An 18002-nucleotide genomic window follows, 5' to 3' on the forward strand; every position below is an offset into this window, starting at 1 on the left:
ATGAAACAGATCCTTTTGCCAGCCGCCCTCGTTGCCCTGATGTCCGTTCCGCTTGCCGCCCAGGAAGCCGGGGAGGAGGGCGGTGCCCCCTCTCTGATGGAACGCGGGGCGGAACTGTTCTGGGAGGGGCTGCGCGAGGAAATGGCGCCGGCGCTGGAAGACCTGCAGGGCATGATGGAGGACATCGGCCCCTCGATGGGGGCTTTCCTTGCCGAAATGGGGCCTGCGCTGGCCGAAATCGCCAAGGAGGTGAAGGATTGGAGCGCCTATGAGCTGCCCGAGATCCTGCCCAACGGCGATATCATCATCCGCAAGAAACCCAAGGACAACGCGCCCGCCGAGAAAGACAAGGGCGAGGAGGAAGGCGTCACCGAAATCTGACGCAGCGCCAAAGGACCTTACGCCTCAGACGGACCGGCGGGTTTGCTGAAACTCAGCTGCACCCCGGCATCCAATGCCTTGCCCAGAGATTGCAACCGGGCTTCGGCAACTTCGCCGTACAGCGGCCGTGCCGCATCCGGCAGTTCCGCGTGCAGAACCCGCTTGCGCGGCTGCCAGCGCAAGCTGCCGATGGCGCCGGTGCTGGTCAGCATCAGCATTGCGCCGAACCGCATCGCCTTGCCCAGCACCTCGGCCTCGTGCTGGCCCTTTTCGTCCAGCAGCCCATAGAGGTATTCGAACGAGCTGCCCTGCCGCTTGTTGCTGTAACGGTGCAGCAGCGCCAGGCCCAGGAACACCCGTTCCGAATGTTTCAACCCGCCCAGGTTGGCGCGGGTGGCGTTGTCGAAACAGACCTCGGCGCGGTAGTCGGGATGGGCGCGCCAGCTGACGTCATGCAACAGGCAGGCCGCCTTGACCAGCCGCCGTTTGGCCAGCGGGGCACCGCTGAACAGCGGGCTGACAAATTCATACAGGGTGCCGCCGAAACCGGGCACGCGGGCGTCCTTGGCCTCGGCAAAGCGCGAGGCTTCGATCAGCGGATCGCGGGCGCGCAGCCGCTGCGGCATCTGTTCGTACAGCAGGCCTTCGCGGATACCATAGCTGGAGACGGCGATATCCTTGGGTTTGAAGGTCTTGACCAGCCGGGTCAGCACGTCGATCGCATAGGGCACCAGCGACATCCGGCTGGCGGAGACGCCGCAGGCGTTGCGCAGCTTGTCCAGGTTTGTGGTCTCAATATAGCGGGCGGTTTCGCGCACGTCCTTGGCGGACATCCGGTATTCATGCAGCACCTTCAGCGGATAGCCGCGCCGGTGCATGTCGATGCGGGCAATCGCCCGCCAGCTGCCGCCGACCAGGAACAGCCGGTCGCGCTGCGCGCCCATCGCGCCTTTCAGCTGTTCGATCACCTCCTTGATATGGGCTTTGCGGCCTTTGCGCCCGCCCTTGATGTCGCGCAGCTTCAGCGGTCCCAGGGATGAGGTGACCCGGCGCCCGACAGAGTTCTCCTGTATTTCCGCCAGCTCCATTGACGAGCCGCCGATATCGCAGACCAGCCCATAGGCGCCGGGCCAGCCCAGCAGTACGCCCTGCGCCGACAGCCGCGCCTCTTCGCGCCCGTCGATAACGTGGATCTTCAGCCCGGTCTCGCGCAGCACTTCGGCGCAGAAATCCGGCCCGTCCCCGGCGTCGCGCACCGCGGCGGTGGCAACGGCGGACAGCGGCGGCAGGCCCATGCCCTTGGCCAGATGCTGAAACCGGCGCAGCGCCGACAGGGCGCGGGCGCGCCCCTCGGGGTTCAGGCGTCCCGATTCCGACAGGCCCGCGCCAAGCGCGCACATGATCTTTTCGTTATAGAAATAAGCCGGGCTGCGGGCGGCGCCGTCGAACACCACCAGCCGGACCGAGTTGGAGCCGACATCGACCACCCCCACCCGCGACAGTGCCCGGGCCCTGGGGTCATCAAAGATCGGGCGGCCGAAGGGCCCCCAATCGGCATTGGCGGCGGCGGGGTCCTGGGTGACGTTCATGAGGGCTCCGTCTGGCAATCCGCGGTCAGGATGGTCGAAGGGAGGGCAGCGGTCAACCGCTTGCGGATGCGTCATTTTCCGCGGCCTCGTGGCGGATCTCGGACAGCGCCCGCACTGCCAGGGGCCGTGACAGGCTGCGTTTTTCCGCCAGCGACAGGTGGTCCAGCCGTCCGACAATCCGGGCGGCTGCGGCAAAGGAGCGGTCCATATGCGCCACCAGATAGGGAATCACATCCGCCTTCGGGGTGATCTGGCGGTCGTTGAACAGCTTGGCCAGCACCACCGCCAGCAGCTGGTCGTCCGGCGGCTGCAGTTCGGCATGGGTGGCGGCCTGCACCCGGCTTTGCAGATCGGGCAGGGTCAGCCCCCACAGATTCGGCGCGCCGCGGCCCGTCATCACCAGCGGATACCCGTTTGCCAGCACCATATTGTGCAAATGAAACAGAGCGTTCTGCTGTTCTGCGCTGCCGGCGGTCTGCGGCACGTCCTCAACCGCGACGGGGCCTTGCGCCAGCTCCGGCACGGCTCCGGCTGTCAGCTCTGCCGCAGGCAGGATCCGCGCGCCGGTCTGGCTGGCCCAGACATGCACCAGATGGGTTTTGCCCGCACCCGCAGGCCCGGTCAGCACCAGCTTGCCGCTGGGCCAGGCAAACTGCGGGTCCAGCAGCGCCACCGCCATTGCATTGGAGGGTGCCACAAAGAAATCATCCCGCCCCAGCGCAGGTTTCGCCGGGAGGTCAAAGCTCAGCTGTTGTGCCATCTGTGTTATTCCGCCCCTGCGTCCTGGTGGCTTTGCCCCTGATAGAGGCGGCTGTGCAGATATTGTTCAGTCAGGAAGCGGGCCACCACGCCCAGGGCTGCGGCCACAGGGACAGCAACCAGCATGCCGACAAAGCCAAACAGCGCACCAAAGACCGACAGCGCCAGCAAGAGCCACACCGGGTGCAAGCCGACCGAGCTGCCCACCAGTTTCGGGGTCAGGAAGTTGCCTTCGGCCACCTGGCCGATGGCAAAGATAATGCCCACCAGCCCGATCGACACCCAATCGCCCCAGAACTGGAACAGCGCCAGGCCGATTGCCAGCGCGCCGCCGATCAGGGCGCCGAGGTAGGGGATAAAGGTAACCAGCCCGGCGATAAAGCCGACCGCCAGGCCGAAGTTCAGCCCCACCAGCATCAGCGCCACGGCGTAATAGGTGCCCAGGATCAGGCAGACCGTGCCCATGCCGCGGATGAACGATGCCAGCACCGCGTCGATCTCGCCGGCAATGCGGCGGATCGCCGGCTGATGATCGCGCGGCAGCAGTTCGTCGATGCGGGCGACCATACGATCCCAATCGAGCAGCAGATAGACCGCAACCACCGGCACGATGACCAGCAGAATCACCACGTTCAGCAGCGAAACCGCCGATCCCGCAACCGACTGCAGCACCTCAACCGCGCGCGATTGCAGCGTCTGCAAAAAGGCGGTGAGGGCCTGGTGGATGCGGCTGTCTTCCTCAAAGACTGAGGGGAAATGTTCAGAGGCGAAGCTGCGCAGATCCCGCAGCAGTTGCGGCAGCACCTGTGCCAGGTCGATCATCTGCGACACCAGCGTCGGCACAACCACCACCAGCAGCAGCAGGAACACCAGCAGCGCGCCGGCGGTGATGGTGGCGGTGGCAGCCGTGCGGCTCATCCCCCAGGCCTCCAGCCGGTCGGCAATCGGGTCGATCATATAGGCAATGGCCGCGCCCAGGATAAAGGGCATCAGCACACCGCCCAGCGCCCACATCACCACGGCGAATACCACTGCGGCGATGCCCCAGTATTTGAATTGTTTCTGTGCTGGTAGCGCCATGGTCAGACAGCCCGCCCTTTATCCGTTTGGTTCAGGATCTTGGCGGCCAGTCTTCCCTGATGGGGCAGGGGCTTGCAAGGGCCGCGCGCAAATCCCCTGTGGGCAAGCCGGGGATAAGACGGAAAAGACCGGGGGAAACCGGGGGGCAACCGGGGGGGCAACTCGGGAACGGCCTTCCGCCCGGCCGGCAGGCAGGGCAGCGCCCGCCCTCACAGTGTGGGCGGGCGCTCCGCCCCTTGCGGGGCGGGGCGTTCCCTTAGCTGTGAAGCGTGCCCAGTTCCGGCGTATCGGCGCCCGCGTCTTCATCCGGCCAGTTGGTGCGCCAGATCTCGGCCGACCAGTGGCCGCAATGCACGGACGGGCGGTCAAACCCCGCGACCGGCGGCAGCAGCGGCTGCACCACCACATCATGGCGCGGCACCGCGAAATAGGGGAAGGAGTAGCGCTCCTTGCCGGTCTTGTTCACCACCCGGTGCGGGGTGGAGATCAGCCGCCCGCCGGACCACAGCTCCAGCATGTCGCCAATATTGACGACAAAGCCGCCGGGCGGGCAGTCCGGGGTGATCCAGCCGTCAGTCCCGTCTTTGGTCCGGGTCTGCACCTCCAGCCCGCCCACCGGATCGGGCGCGATGATGGTCAGCGCATCGGTGTCCTTGTGGGGGTGGATGCCAAAGCCCGCGTCCTCCGGCGCCTGCGGCGGATAATGCAGCAGCGACATATTGGTGAGCGGCGATTCAAACAGCTCCTGAAACTGCGCCGGGTTCAGCCCCAGACCCTCGGCCAAAGCGCCCAGCAGCAGGTGGAACACGCTGTCGAGTTCCGCCCAGTAGCCCAGGATCACCTCGCGCGCTTCCGGCACTTCAGCGGGCCAGCGGTTGGGACCGTAAAGAGGGCATTCGCTGCGGATGGGATCATCCGCAGCAACCTCGTAATGCAGCTTGTAGCCCTCGTATTTGTCCGCAGTACCTGAGCCGTTATTGGGCGTGAAAAAACCCATAGGGATGTAGCCGCGGTAATTCTCCCGCGTATTCGCCTGATCCCATTTCGATTCTTCCGGAACGCTGAAGATAGCCCGCACCGCTTCCCGCGCCGCCTCTACCGAACCCTGTGCAACACCTGTGCCGGTGATAGACAGAAACCCGATGTCCTGCGCCGCCGCCAGAATGGCGTTGACGGTCTCCTGCCGCTGCGGATGCCCGTCCTCCCGCAGCGGTGTGATGTCGATGGTCGGGATGGTCTGGGTCAATGGATCCGCACCCCCTGGCGTTTCAGCTCGGCCTGAACGGCGGTGATGTCCACCACATCGAACTCGCAGCCCGATTTGACTGACAGCGCTGCGGCAATGCCCGCGCCCTGACCGGCCACGGCGCAGCAGGCCATATTGCGGGTGGCGGCATGGGCGATTCTGTCGCCGCCGATGGCGCGGCCTGTCACCAGCAGGCCCTGAACCCCCTTGGGCAGCATCGACCGGTAGGGGATCTGCATGTAACGCCCGGTGGTGGGCAGGATCAGCACCCCGTAGCCGTCGATGAACTCCGGGTAGATACCGATGGTGTCGTCAAAGCGGCCCTGATTGCGGGTCTCATCCTCGGTTATGTTATGATGGGCGTCGATTTTGCGGGTGTCACGGATGCCGATGGTCATGCCGAAGTTGCGCAGCCGCGCGCCCTCGCAGCCCGGCGTGTAGGCGCGCAGCGCGTCAATCGCGTGCATCGCCTGTTTGCGGCCCTCGATCTCGCCTTTGGTCATGCTGTCGGGATCGGTTCCGTCGATGCCCGCCAGATGGACCAGGTTCATATAGGTCATCTCGCCGCTGTCATGCACCGCGCCCCAGGTGCCGCCGATGGTATTAAGATGCGCCGGGATCACCCCGTCGCGGATCGCCTGGCCGAAAGGCTTGGCCAGGAAGGGCGAGAACATGTCGTCCTCCTTGCCCGAGGTCTCTACCTGCCATTCGCCGGTGGACCAGTTGGCATAGGTCTGCGGATCGGCCTTGACCCCTTCCATGAACTTCTGCTTGTCGACGCCGGCAATGTGGAACATCACGCTGGCCGCCTGCATTTCCTCGACCGGGGTTTTCACGCAGGGCGCGCCCATCATATGGGCAATGTCAGCATCCCCCGTCGCGTCAATCACCCGTTTCGCCAGAATGGCCTCGCGGCCTGCCTTGCTTTCGACAATCACACCGGTAATCCGGCTGCCCTCGCGGATCGGCGCCACAAACACCCGGTGCAGCATCGGGCGGATGCCGGCTTCCTCGACCAGCTTGTCCGCCACCAGCTTGAAGCCCTCGCTGTCCAGCTCATATGACAGTGACTGGCTTTCCGGTACTGCCGCGCCCATGGCCTTGGCGCGCTCCTCGAACTCCCAGCCGATGCCGTGGGCCTCCACCGTCTGTTCGTGACGGTACCAGGCGAACCCTTCGACCCCGACGGTGGTGATATTGCCTCCGAAACAGCCGAACCGGTCTAAAAGGGCCACCTGTACTCCCGTCCGCGCCGCCGCCAAGGCGGCCGCAAGCCCGCCGGGACCGGAGCCGACCACCAGCACTTCGGTTTCATGAATGACTGGTATTTCGCGCGCCGGCTCAAGGATTGTTTTGGCCACGTCTGTCTCTCCCTTGTCGCTGCTGAGAGCGGTGTTTCCGGTAACAGTTTCGAATCTTGTACAGTGGTTCAAGTTCTTTTGCGCCATGATGCCGCAAAAACGACATCGGCGCGGGCGGTGGAACCGGCCCCTCCGCGCGATCTAGTGTCTGCTGCAACGGCAGGCTTGGACGCGGGATTAGGTAATTCCGGCAATTAATGCGACACTTGCGGGATAGTTAACGAGTATAAGGGGAGGCGTCATGCCAGAGACAAAGAAAATGCTCGATCCCGATCCAAGGGTCTGGGACTTCGAGACGGACCATGAGCTGGGACAGGACAACATCCGGCCGTTCGGCCTGGATATCCATAATCCGGTCTTTCTGATCTCCAGCGTTCTGATTGCGGCTTTTGTGCTGATTGCGCTGGCCAATCAGGAGGCCGCGGCGGCGTTCTTCGGCTGGCTCCGGCCCTGGCTCACCAGCACCTTTGACTGGTTCCTGGTGCTGTCGGTGGATGCCATCACCCTGTTCTGCCTGGCGCTGATCGTGCTGCCGGTCGGCGCGGTCCGGATCGGCGGCCAGGACGCCACGCCTGACTACTCCTATGCCGGCTGGATCGCGATGATGTTCGCGGCAGGCATCGGCATCGGCCTGTTGTTTTTCGGCGTGCTTGAGCCGGTTTATTACAACTTCTCCGAAGGCGGGGCGGCGCGGCCGTTGAACATCGACATCACCCAGCCGGGCAATGAATACATCGGCATTGTCGGCACCATCCACCATTGGGGGCTGGAGGGCTGGGCGGTCTACGCCGCAGTCGGCCTGTCGCTGGCGATCTTCTGCTACAATCTTGGCCTGCCGCTGACCCTGCGCTCAGCGTTTTATCCGATCCTGGGCGAACGTGTCTGGGGCTGGTGGGGCCATGCGATCGACACGCTGGCGGTCTTTGCCACCCTGTTCGGGCTGACCACCTCGCTGGGCCTTGGCGCGCAGCAGGTGGCGGCCGGCTTGTACGAGGTCTTTGGCATCGAGCCATCCCCGACGGTTGTCGTCCTGCTGATCGTCGGCATCACCGCGATTGCGCTGGGCTCGGTGCTGATGGGTATGGATGCCGGCGTCAAACGCCTGTCGGAGATCAACATGGTGATGGCAGTGGGACTGTTCATCTTTGTGATCCTGGTCACCGGCATCGGCACCGCAATTTCACGTTACTTCAGCGTGATGGTGGACTATGTTCAGCTGCTTCCGGCGCTTTCAAACCCGTTCGGGCGCGAGGACACCAGTTACTTCCACGGCTGGACCACCTTCTACTGGGCCTGGTGGATCGCCTGGTCGCCCTTTGTCGGCATGTTCATCGCCCGCATCTCCAAGGGCCGTACGGTGCGCGAGTTCGTGCTGTGCGCGCTGATCGCCCCCACTGCAGTTTGCGCGCTGTGGATGTCGACCTTTGGCGGTGGCGCCATCGACATGCTGAACGCCGGCGGAGCCGAGGGCGTCAAGGCAACCGTGATCGACAGCTACAAGCCTGAGGGCGCGCTGTTCGGCTTCCTCAAGGAACTGCCGCTTTACTCGATTGTCGCACCCGTCTCGCTGGTGCTGATCGTGATTTTCTTTGTGACCTCCTCCGACTCCGGTTCGCTGGTGATCGACACCATCACCGCAGGCGGCAAGATGGACGCGCCGGTGATCCAGCGGGTGTTCTGGTGCACGCTGGAGGGGCTGGTCGCGATTGCGCTCTTGCTCGGCGGCGGACTGTCGGCGCTGCAGGGCGCTGCAGTCTCGACCGGCATCCCGTTCACACTGGTGGTGCTGATCATGTGCTACTGCCTGTGGCTGGCGCTGCGGGCCGAGCGGGCAAAGATGTAAGGTTACGGCAAAGCCTAGGTGAAACTTCTGCGGGTGTTCCGGCGCCCGCAGTTTTTCTCGGGTGCAAACTGGCCGCACCACAAGGCCCGGGCCTGACCTTGGGAGGGCGCGAATGCGCCTTCGTCATGCTGAAAGCATGCCCCCGGCATGACGGGAAGGTCAGGCGCGGGCCGTGCGGCTGACGCCTTACGTCCCAAGGGGCGAACCTGGCACTGGTGCCACCCTGGACACCGCAGTTGGATCCTCCTCTTGCCCGCACCCCCATCAGCCACTAAACCGGGCGGGAACTCGAACCCACATCACCGATGGAGCCAAGATGCGCCTGTCCCGCTATTTTCTGCCGGTTCTGAAAGAGAACCCCTCGGAAGCCCAGATCGTCAGCCACCGGCTGATGCTGCGCGCCGGGATGATTAAGCAATCCGCCGCAGGGATCTATTCCTGGCTGCCGCTTGGCTTCAAGGTCTTGAAAAAGATCGAAAGTATCGTCCATGACGAGCAGATCCGCGCGGGCCACATCCCGATGCAGATGCCGACCATGCAGTCCGCCGACCTGTGGCGCGAGTCGGGCCGCTATGAGGCCTATGGCCAGGAAATGCTGCGCATGAAGGACCGGCATGACCGCGACATGCTGTTCACCCCGACGGCGGAAGAGCTGATCACCGACATTTTCCGCGCCCATGTCAGCAGCTACAAGGATCTGCCGCTGACCATGTACCAGATCCAGTGGAAGTTCCGCGACGAGATCCGCCCGCGTTTCGGCGTGATGCGGGGCCGCGAGTTTTACATGAAGGACGGCTACAATTTCGACCTGACCAAGGAAGACGCGCTGCACGCCTACAACCGCCACCTTGTCAGCTACCTGCGCACCTATGAACGCATGGGCCTGCAGGCGATCCCGATGCGGGCCGACTCCGGCCCGATCGGCGGTGATGACACTCATGAATTTCTGGTGCTGGCCGAAACCGGCGAGTCGGAGGTGTTCTATGACAGCGCCGTCACCGATCTGACCTTCGGCGACCGTGAGATCGATTATGACAGTGTCGAACAGTGCAAGGGCGTGCTGGAGGAGTTCACCTCCAAATACGCCCGCACCGACGAGACCCACGACGAAGCCCTGTTCAACCAGATCCCCGAGGAGCGCCGCCGGGTGGCCCGCGGCATCGAGGTTGGGCAGATCTTCTATTTCGGCACCAAGTATTCCGATGCGATGGGCGCAACGGTGCAAGGCCCGGACGGCAAGAACGTGCCGGTCCACATGGGCTCGCACGGCATTGGCGTCTCGCGCCTCTTGGGTGCGATCATCGAGGCCAGCCACGACGACAAGGGCATCATCTGGCCCGAGGGCGTGACCCCGTTCCACTGCGGCATCGTCAACCTTAAGCAGGGCGACGACGAGGCAGACGCGGCCTGCAACCAGCTGTACGCGGCGCTGACGGCGGCTGGGCTGGACCCGCTTTATGACGACCGCAAGGAACGCGCGGGCGGCAAGTTCGCCACTATGGACCTGATCGGCCTGCCGTGGCGCATCACTGTCGGCCCGCGCGGGCTGAAGAACGGCGTGGTGGAGTTGACTTCGCGCCGCACCGGCGAGAGCGAGGAGCTGTCGCCGGAAGAGGCGGTGAGAAAAGTGGCCGAGGTCTACAAGGCGCACCCGACCGGCCGCGGCTTCTGAGCCAGTCCGGCAATCAGATAAAAGGCCCCGTCAGCGGAAGCTGGCGGGGTTTTTCGTTCGGCAGTCAGGCAGATGGGATTGCGCAGGGCTTTGATGCGGCCACACATGAGGACTGACGCAAAGCGGCGTTTTCTGACGGTCAGGAGTTTTGCGGGGTTTTCAACTTTGTCAGCACCATCGCCAAGCCTGCCGGGCCTGCCGCGCCGGAACGGGCGCCGGTGCCGCTGCCAACGGCAGAGGGGCTGGAAAACACCTATGCTTAAGTGGCGGGCGCGGTACGCGGTAAGCCGGGCATTGCACGATTGAGAGCCGCAGTGCTTAGCTGTGTTTTATCGGATACTCGTGGCCGGCCAGCCGGTGGAACACTGCGGCAATCACCACCAGCGCCACAGCACCGGTCAGCACCGGGAACAGCAGGAAGGACAGGCCGGGATCGGTGGCAAAGACCACCAGCGGATTGGCGCCGGCAGGCGGATGGGTAAGGCGCAAAGCCGCCATCACAGCAATCGACAGACCCACCGCCAGCGCCAGTGCCCACCAGGCTTCCGGCAGCACGGCATTAAGGCCGAGGCTGATAGCAGTGGCCAGAAGGTGGCCGCCAATCACGTTGGCAGGCTGCGACAGCGGGCTTGCGGGAACTGAGAACAGCAGCACGCAGCTGGCGCCAAACGGCGCGATCAGCAGTAACAGATTGGCATGGGTGGTCAGCAGCGACAACGCCGCAATTGCCAGAAAGGCACCCAGCCCGGCGGTGATCACAGCCCGTGGTGACGGATGCGGTAGCGCGCGCTTGAAGTATCTGTCCATCGTTCTCACCCGTAAAAAAAACGCAATCGGCGCGGTACACACTGTTTGCGGCACAGATGCAAGGCAATAGGCATTTGCGGCAAGTCACGTTGCAGTGACGTCCGGCAGAGGAGCCTGTGACCGGTGTCCAAGAGTTTTGAGGGAAACTCTTGGCGAGTCTTTTCTCAAAAGATTTGCGGCTTCGGCTGCGGCCGGGCCCCGCCGCGGCCGGCGGAAAAAGGGCCGGGCCGGCAACCACATCTTGACCCCAAGCTCGCGGCAGCACAGGTTGCAGCAAAATTTCCGGGCAGGACAGCACATGGCCACGACACCTCCGCCGTTTTCACGTTTTGAATGGATCATCGCCTGGCGGTACTTGCGCGCCCGCAAGGCCGAGGGCGGGGTCAGCGTGATGACCTGGATCAGCCTCATCGGCATCACTCTGGCGGTGTTTGCGCTGATTGCCACGCTGGCGGTGCGCTCGGGATTCCGCTCGGAATTTGTCGGCACCATCCTGGGCGCCAACGCGCATGTGACGCTTTATTCTTACGGCGAGGTGACGGAATCCGGGGTACTGGACCGCTCGCTGAAAGACTATCAGGCGCTGGCTGAAACAGTGGCCGCCGTTCCCGGCGTGACCCGCGCGGCCCCGCTGGTCAAAGGCCAGGTGATGGCGAACCGGCGCCAGCGCAATGCAGGGGTTGAGGTGTTCGGCATCTCAGCCGCTGATATTCAAGGCATCCCCGGTGTCGCCCAAAGCGCGGAGGCGCTGGGTGATCTGGCGCGCTTTGACGACGGCATTGCCATCGGGTCGGGTGTGGCACGCGAACTGGGGGTCTCGGTCGGGGACAAGATCAAGCTGATCTCGCCCAACGGGGTCAAGACCGCGTTCGGCACCAGCCCGCGGGTGAACGCCTATGAGGTGGTTTATGTGTTCACTGCCGGGCGCTGGGACATCGACCGCACCCGTGTTTATCTGCCGTTTGCCGAAGCGCAGGGGTTTTTCAACCGCGAAGGCACGGCGGATGAGATCGAGGTCATGGTAGAGGATCCGGAAGACGTTGATGCCATGGCGGTTGCAATTCTGGGGGCAGCTGGCGGCACCGCAGGCGTGTGGACCTGGCGCGATGCCTCGGGCGGGTTCCTGCGGGCCTTGGAGGTCGAGGACAATGTGATGTTCATCATCCTGTCGATCCTGGTGCTGATTGCAGCGATGAACATCGTCTCGGGGCTGATCATGCTGGTCAAGAACAAGGGCCGCGATATCGGCATCCTGCGCACCATCGGGCTGAGCGAAGGGTCGGTGATGCGGGTGTTCTTCATCTGCGGCGCCTTTACCGGGGTGCTGGGCACGCTGTTCGGGGTGCTGCTGGGGTGCCTTTTTGCGTTGTATATCGATCCGATCTTCTCCTTCGTGAATTATCTGATGGGCGGCGGCGTCTGGGATCCGTCGATCCGCGGCATCTATGCGCTGCCGGCCGAGCTGCGGCTGCCGGATGTGCTGTCGGCGGTTGGCCTGTCGCTTGGGCTGTCGTTCTTTGTGACTATCTTTCCGGCCCGCCGCGCGGCGCGGCTGAACCCGGTGGAGGCGCTGCGCTATGAGTGAACTGACGCTGGAGCTGACAGGGATCAGCAAATCCTATCTGCAGGGCACGCCCGGCCAGGTGGATGTATTGCGCGGCGCTGATCTGACCTTGCAGGCGGGGGAGATTGTGGCGCTGGTGGCGCCCTCCGGTGCCGGTAAATCAACACTGCTGCATATCGCCGGCCTTTTGGATACGCCGGATGCGGGCGAGGTGCGGGTGGCCGGTGAGGACGTGAGCCGCAAGGGCGACCGCCGCCGCACCCGTGTGCGCCGTCAGGAGGTGGGGTTTGTCTATCAGTGCCACCACCTGCTGCCGGAGTTCACGGCGCTGGAGAACATCGTGCTGCCGCAGCTGGCCAACGGGGTCTCGCAAAAAGCCGCAGCCGCGCGGGCGGCGGATCTTTTGGCCACAGTCGGGTTGGCGGGCCGCGCCGGTCACCGCCCCGCGGCGCTGTCGGGCGGTGAGCAGCAGCGGGTGGCCTTTTGCCGCGCGCTGGCCAATGCGCCGCGGGTGCTGCTGGCGGATGAGCCGACCGGCAATCTGGATCCCGGCACTGCGGATCAGGTGTTTGCAGCGCTGATGGAACTGGTGCGCGGCACCGGTCTGTCGGCGCTGATTGCCACCCACAACCTGGAGCTGGCTGCGCGGATGGACCGGCAGGTGAAGCTGCAGGACGGGTTGCTGGTGGCCCTGTGAGTATATTGCGCCTATGCGGCGCAATGCCTTCGGCGAGAGTATTTTCGAAAAGGTGAAAGCGGGGCAGGCAGCGGCAGGCGGAACCTTGCCGGCGGTGCCGGGAGCGGGCTATGGCCGGGTGCCGGGGTTTGCTATCAGGTGTTCAAACCGGAGCTGGCAGGTTAGGCTGGCCGGGAATGCGCAGAAAGGGCTGAGACGTGGTGAATTCCGTTATCGAAAAAGATGTGACTGTTGAGGGCAATATCACCTCCAGCAAAGGCAGCGTCGAGGTCCGCGGCCGGGTGGTTGGCGACCTTTCGGCGCAGGCGGTGACGGTGCATCAGGGCGGCACGGTTGACGGCGCGCTGAGCGCGCAATCGGTGACCGTTGAGGGCACCTACAGCGGCAGAATCCAATGCGAGGATTTGCGGCTAGCCTCCAGTTCGCAGGTGAAGGCGGATGTGTCTGCCCAAAGCATGGCCACCGAAAGCGGTGCGCAGGTGGAAGGCAACATCAAGATCACCGGTAAAGGATCCAGCAAAGGATAATGCAGGCGGGCAGTGCTTGGCCTGATTTCGCGGGCTTTGGCCCCGGTGAAGCACTGCCTGCGTTCAGCCCGCCGGGACGCGGCGGAGTGTTTGTCGGATCATAGGTTATGCCGCAGTTTTTCAGCGAGATAGGCGATCTCTTCCGTTGCTCCGAATCCTTCGTCCGCCAGGCGCAGGACTGCTGTCTTGACGCGTTCCACACTGACTTTTTGTGCCTGCGCTGAGTTGGCAAGAGACTTGAACTCACTTGGACTGCAAGTGAACACACTCATCCGCTGGATCGCATCCTGATACTCCGTAAATCCGGATTGGTGGAGAACTTCTGCTGCAAGTTGGAGAGGTCCGACGCATAAGTTGTCGAAGATGAGCATTGGCCCATTGGTGAGGTGCATCACCTTTTTGTAGTGCAGCCGGTAGATGCAATCTGCAATTGCCAGAAAGCGGCCCGGGTGAGAGTTTTCCGGTTCATCTATCCAGGGTGGCAGATCCATTGGTCACCTTCTTTCACTTGTTAATGTGATCACATGATCTGAATTCTACGGCTTCTGCGGGCAGCTATCCAAGCATTTCACGCCATCTGGGTGATCCAGACCCCCAGCGCCATTACCGAAATTCCGGCTGTGCGGGTCAGGGTCAGCGGGCTGATCTGGGCGCCGAACAGCCCGTAGTGGTCGATGGCTGCAGCTGAAATCAACTGGCCGATCAGCACGAAGAACACCGCGTTGCCAACCCCGAAATGCGGCGCGACATGGGTGATGGACAGCACATAGAAGGCCACCAGAACGCCTGCCAGCAGCAGGTGTTTGGGCGCGGCTGGGATTTTCGCCAGCGCTTGCGGGCCAACAATCAGGCAATAGAGGATCGTGGCAATCAGTGCGATCAGGAACAGCACCACAGCGGCTGAGGCGGGGGAGCCGATCAGCTTGCCCAGGGCTGCATTCAGGGCGGCCAGCACCGGGATGCCAAGGCCCGCGGCCAGCATGATGAGGGCGTATTGTGTCATCGGGCGGCTCCTGAAGATTGCTTGCGAGAGTTGTGACCGGAATTCACACGGCAAAACAAGTGCTACGTTGCGGCGCGGGTTCCCGCCTTGGAAAAATTGAGCAAATTTGATTTTCCAGGGCCGTCAAAAGTGCAAGAAAACGACGGGCTCAGTCGCAGATGCCGCGCAGTTCGGCGTCCTTCCAGGGCAGGTAGACATCGCTTTCGCGATTTTGCGGCAGGGCGCTGACCGGCATCGCTGCTTTCAGCATCCCGTGCAGCCGGCGGGTGCGTGCCGCCTGCGGGGCCAGGGCGCGGCAGCAGACGTATTCCTCAATGATGGCGCCCTGCTGCTCAAAGCCATAGGTGAGGAAATCCGGTTCGCCCTCGAGATCGAACAGATAGGGGTCGCGGTTCTGGCCGTGTTCTGCCGCAGCCCGCAGCGGCGAATAGCCGGTTTGCTTGCGGTTCTGCCACTGCCAGACGTGGGTGACTTCATGTGCGAGCAGCATCGCCTCGACAAGGTGCAGCTTGTCCGGATAGTCGGGAAGGTAGTTTTCCGTGTACCAGACTTTGGCAAAGAAGATCCGGTTGAACAGGGCCACCGCAGCGGGGGAAGAGGTAACGACCTCGTCCGTGACCGGCGGCAGGATACGTTCGCGGCAGGTGACACGCGGGCGCGGCATCCGGCGGAAGGTGACCGCCCCCACAGGGGCGCCGCGCACGATCCGCACCTTGCCGGCGTTCAGGCTGGACCCGTGCAGCCCGGCCAGATAAGCGCGCTCGGTCTCTGTCAGCGGGCGGCCGCAGGCGGAGAGAGCGAGCAGGGCAAGAAGCAGGGCGCGGATCATGTGTGCATTGCCATCCGGTCAGCAGCTCATCGCCAGAACGCGGCTGATTTCGGTGAGCGAGCGGTCCGATTGCTCCATCCAGGTGTTGAAGGCAGCCTGCACGGATTTCAGCGCGGTTTTGGAGGTTGCGGGCTTGTCGATCACGCCTTCAGCGATCAGCCGGGCGGTGACGTCCCGGGACAGGATGAAGCTGTCGCGCCCGGCAAAGCGCATGGCGTATTGGCCGGTGTTGCCGCCCAGCCGGCTGCCGCGCTTTTTGAGCATGTCCAATAGCCCGATGTAGTCGGTGGAGGGCCAGCCGCCCAGCACCTGGCCCGCGCCGCCCTCCGCGCGCAGCTCCATCAGCAGGGCGGCGTTTTCGCGCACGGTGGCCAGTTTGGCGCCGTTTCTGACAATCCGTGTGTCTTGCAGGATCCGGTCGAATTCCTCTTCAGCCATAAAGGCGCAAGGGCCGGGCTCAAACCCGTGAAAGACCTCCTCGAACCCGTCCCATTTGGCCTCGATCACTTTCCAGTTGAAGCCCGCCTGGAAGATGCATTTGGTCATGGTGGCAAGCCAGCGGTCCTCGGGCAGATCCGCGACCTTGGGGTCGGGTTTGGCGAGCTTTTCCTCCAGCGCCTCCGGCCCGCCGTGGCGGTCTGCGGAGATGGCGCGGATGTCGTCAAAGGATCGCATGGCGGCTCCGGTGTGGCGTTCCGGTGAGGTTAGCGGGGGCGGCGCAGCTCGACAATGGATTTGCCGAGGCGGAAGGGGGCGGCGAAGCTGACAAGGCACAGCGCGATGATCTGCAGCACCAGGATATGGGCATTGGCCTGCAGGTATTCCCATTCGTCCTTGAGCTTGGACACATGGGTGATCAGGTCGTCATAGGCCCGCGCGATGATCAGGTAGTCGCCGGCAATGGCGGGGACCTTGCGGCGCATATTGCTGACAGCAGCCTGGGCAGGGGCGTCGAGCGAGGTGAAGACCAGAAACGCTTCCGGGTTGAATGCGCTGGCCTTGGCTTCCATGTGTTTCATCTCTTCCATGTCGTCCCCGCCGGTGCCGAACAGGAAGTTGAGGCCCTGCAGCGGCGCCACCTCATCCGTTACCGCGATAAACAGAGGCAGTTCGGCGTTGCCTGCGGTGGAAGCGGAGAGGAATTCGACCTTTTCGCACAAGACCGCGATGTCGGCGTCATAGGCGGGGTCGCAGAACCGAAGGCGGAAGCGGGCGGCGTCGCGGTCAAAGGCCGCCGTGGCGGCATAGGCGATGTCGATCTGGCGTTCGAGTTTTGAGCTGTCGGCGGCGTAGATACCGGAGATCACCGCCACCAGCGCGCCGAAGCCGCCCAGCACCACCCACACGAGATCGGCCAGTTTCCAGGCGCGGTGGCCGGCCGGTTTGCGGAACAGGAAGATGGTGCCGATGAGGCCCGCAAGGAAGAACAGCAAAAGCAGGGGCAGCTGGTTGTTTGCGATGAAATTCATGCCCGGTCTCTTTGCTGTGATTGGCTTGCCTGACCATAGGAAGGGAAGGGGGTTTCAGGCAACAGGCATCACGGATGTGTCATGCGGCGGGCGGCGCGCATGGGTTTGGCCGGACGCGAGGGGTGCCTCTGTCCGGGTGGTTTGCTGTTCCGGGGGGCGTTTGGCCGTTACGTGCTGTGGCCGGATGGATTGGCCGGGTAAGAGGTGACGGCGCCGCCAGGATGGCGGAGGGCCGGCAAGGGATCGCAAATCCCCATGTCCGCTCGAAAGCTCTCGGTCTGCGGAGAACCCCTGCACCCAATGAAGAGGAGGGTCTTGGGGGTTCCCGTATCTCCTGGTCGGTAGCGGGGTGTCAGTCCGCACCGGTTTGTCGCGACGGATTGGAGTATGGCATGGCGGGGTTAAGGCAGGGGAAGCGGGGCGTGCGGTGGATTGGGGTTTGGTGCAACGCCCTTGAGCGGAGCGCTTGCCGCAGATGTTGGATGCCTCCCCTCTCGGCGGCAAAGCCGCCTGCCGGGCAGAGGGCGGGAGTATTTGGGGAAGGTGAAATGAGGGGCGGTTTGCTCCTTTGGGACGTGGGGCGTCAGCCGCACGGCCCGCGCCTGACCTTGCATCCGGGAGTTCGAACCGGACCGCGCAGCGGCAAACGCTCCGGGGGAGCGTTTGAGGTTCGGACGGGCGGAGCCCTTCGCACCCAACCGTGCAAGTCAAAGAGCGGCGCCGGCGGGATTTCACCTGGGACGTGGCGCGCAGCGGCACGGCCCGCGCCTGACCTTCCCCCCGGGAAGGCGCATTCGCGCCCTCCCAAGGTCAGGCGCGGGCCTTGTGGTGCGGGCGGCTGGAAAGAAACGCGCCTCTGCAAAATAAGGATCCGAAAGCTGCAGTGACTTTCAGGTTTAGGTTTGGGCAGTTTCCAAACTTCCGCTGATTTGCTTGGACATGTCTTCTATTTTGGAAGGTAGGCTGAAAAAGTAGGCAACTAAGTATTCAAGCAATTCTAGGACAAGCCGAGCCGTCTCCTTGTTCGGTTCGATCAATTCATCGAAGTGGGCGCCAAGATTTCCACCCTTTCTGATGGCGTGAGAAAGATCCTTCAGAGGGGAAGTTGCTTCCTCGGACGCAAGAACTTCTTCGATTAAACTGAAAAGATTCTTCTGCTTGTCCTCTTCGTGAGC

At 63.4% G+C, this 18002-nt stretch carries 18 protein-coding genes; 6 read left to right on the top strand and 12 right to left on the bottom strand.

Annotation, left to right across the window (positions count from 1 at the left end):
* Positions 1 to 381, top strand: a complete 381-nt coding sequence (locus L1069_RS06400) for a hypothetical protein (RefSeq protein WP_129370430.1) — start codon at positions 1 to 3, stop codon at positions 379 to 381.
* A gap of 17 nt (positions 382 to 398) precedes the next feature.
* Here the strand turns inward: L1069_RS06400 and L1069_RS06405 are convergent, their stop codons facing one another.
* From L1069_RS06405 to L1069_RS06425, 5 genes are all read right to left on the bottom strand, one after another.
* A complete protein-coding gene (locus L1069_RS06405) occupies positions 399 to 1970 on the bottom strand; it encodes a Ppx/GppA family phosphatase (protein ID WP_129370431.1) in 1572 nt (523 codons plus the stop codon).
* A 52-nt stretch (positions 1971 to 2022) separates the two neighbouring features.
* On the bottom strand, positions 2023 to 2730 hold the full coding sequence (locus L1069_RS06410) for a DnaA/Hda family protein (RefSeq protein WP_129370432.1): 708 nt from the start codon (positions 2728 to 2730) through the stop codon (positions 2023 to 2025).
* A gap of 5 nt (positions 2731 to 2735) precedes the next feature.
* A complete protein-coding gene (locus tag L1069_RS06415) occupies positions 2736 to 3809 on the bottom strand; it encodes an AI-2E family transporter (RefSeq protein WP_129370433.1) in 1074 nt (357 codons plus the stop codon).
* A gap of 256 nt (positions 3810 to 4065) precedes the next feature.
* The gene (locus tag L1069_RS06420) at positions 4066 to 5055 is read right to left on the bottom strand and encodes a 2-oxoglutarate and iron-dependent oxygenase domain-containing protein (RefSeq protein ID WP_237455097.1); all 990 of its coding nucleotides are present in this window, start codon (positions 5053 to 5055) and stop codon (positions 4066 to 4068) included.
* Positions 5052 to 6416 (bottom strand): FAD-dependent oxidoreductase, encoded by a 1365-nt coding sequence (locus L1069_RS06425; protein WP_237455098.1) that lies wholly within the window; start codon positions 6414 to 6416, stop codon positions 5052 to 5054. Before L1069_RS06425 ends, L1069_RS06420 begins: the two co-directional genes overlap by 4 nt.
* Before the next feature lie 241 nt (positions 6417 to 6657).
* Between L1069_RS06425 and L1069_RS06430 the strand changes: the two genes are divergently transcribed.
* Together L1069_RS06430 and proS are read left to right on the top strand one after the other, a co-directional pair.
* Positions 6658 to 8259, top strand: a complete 1602-nt coding sequence (locus L1069_RS06430; RefSeq protein WP_237455099.1) for a BCCT family transporter — start codon at positions 6658 to 6660, stop codon at positions 8257 to 8259.
* Positions 8260 to 8575: 316 nt separating this feature from the next.
* Entirely contained in the window at positions 8576 to 9931 is a 1356-nt protein-coding gene (proS, locus tag L1069_RS06435; RefSeq protein WP_237455100.1) for a proline--tRNA ligase, read from the top strand.
* A 318-nt stretch (positions 9932 to 10249) separates the two neighbouring features.
* Here proS and L1069_RS06440 read toward each other — a convergent pair whose 3' ends face one another.
* Positions 10250 to 10738 (bottom strand): HPP family protein, encoded by a 489-nt coding sequence (locus L1069_RS06440; protein WP_134830154.1) that lies wholly within the window; start codon positions 10736 to 10738, stop codon positions 10250 to 10252.
* 298 nt (positions 10739 to 11036) lie between these two features.
* Between L1069_RS06440 and L1069_RS06445 the strand changes: the two genes are divergently transcribed.
* The 3 genes from L1069_RS06445 (at position 11037) to L1069_RS06455 (ending at position 13526) form a co-directional block, all read left to right on the top strand.
* Positions 11037 to 12323: a lipoprotein-releasing ABC transporter permease subunit gene (locus tag L1069_RS06445; protein WP_129370440.1), complete on the top strand. Its 1287-nt coding sequence runs from the start codon at positions 11037 to 11039 to the stop codon at positions 12321 to 12323.
* The gene (locus L1069_RS06450; protein ID WP_237455101.1) at positions 12316 to 12999 is read left to right on the top strand and encodes an ABC transporter ATP-binding protein; all 684 of its coding nucleotides are present in this window, start codon (positions 12316 to 12318) and stop codon (positions 12997 to 12999) included. The genes L1069_RS06445 and L1069_RS06450 overlap by 8 nt, the downstream gene beginning before the upstream one ends.
* Positions 13000 to 13196: 197 nt before the next feature.
* Positions 13197 to 13526 carry a polymer-forming cytoskeletal protein gene (locus tag L1069_RS06455; RefSeq protein WP_237455102.1) on the top strand — a complete coding sequence of 110 codons (330 nt, stop codon included), beginning with the start codon at positions 13197 to 13199 and terminating at the stop codon, positions 13524 to 13526.
* Positions 13527 to 13624: 98 nt separating this feature from the next.
* Here the strand turns inward: L1069_RS06455 and L1069_RS06460 are convergent, their stop codons facing one another.
* The 6 genes from L1069_RS06460 to L1069_RS06485 all read right to left on the bottom strand — a co-directional run.
* A complete protein-coding gene (locus tag L1069_RS06460; protein WP_237455103.1) occupies positions 13625 to 14017 on the bottom strand; it encodes a hypothetical protein in 393 nt (130 codons plus the stop codon).
* Between the two features lie 77 nt (positions 14018 to 14094).
* The gene (locus L1069_RS06465; RefSeq protein ID WP_129370444.1) at positions 14095 to 14529 is read right to left on the bottom strand and encodes a DMT family transporter; all 435 of its coding nucleotides are present in this window, start codon (positions 14527 to 14529) and stop codon (positions 14095 to 14097) included.
* Positions 14530 to 14677: 148 nt separating this feature from the next.
* A complete protein-coding gene (locus tag L1069_RS06470; protein WP_134830150.1) occupies positions 14678 to 15358 on the bottom strand; it encodes a hypothetical protein in 681 nt (226 codons plus the stop codon).
* Positions 15359 to 15376: 18 nt separating this feature from the next.
* Entirely contained in the window at positions 15377 to 16033 is a 657-nt protein-coding gene (locus L1069_RS06475; RefSeq protein ID WP_237455104.1) for a DNA-3-methyladenine glycosylase I, read from the bottom strand.
* A 29-nt stretch (positions 16034 to 16062) separates the two neighbouring features.
* A complete protein-coding gene (locus tag L1069_RS06480) occupies positions 16063 to 16827 on the bottom strand; it encodes a hypothetical protein (protein ID WP_237455105.1) in 765 nt (254 codons plus the stop codon).
* Positions 16828 to 17723: 896 nt separating this feature from the next.
* Positions 17724 to 18002 (bottom strand): DUF4145 domain-containing protein (locus tag L1069_RS06485; RefSeq protein ID WP_237455106.1); only part of this gene is annotated, 279 nt, incomplete at its 5' end.

This window comes from Leisingera sp. MMG026 (genome assembly GCF_021654205.1).
Classification (GTDB): Bacteria; Pseudomonadota; Alphaproteobacteria; order Rhodobacterales; family Rhodobacteraceae; genus Leisingera.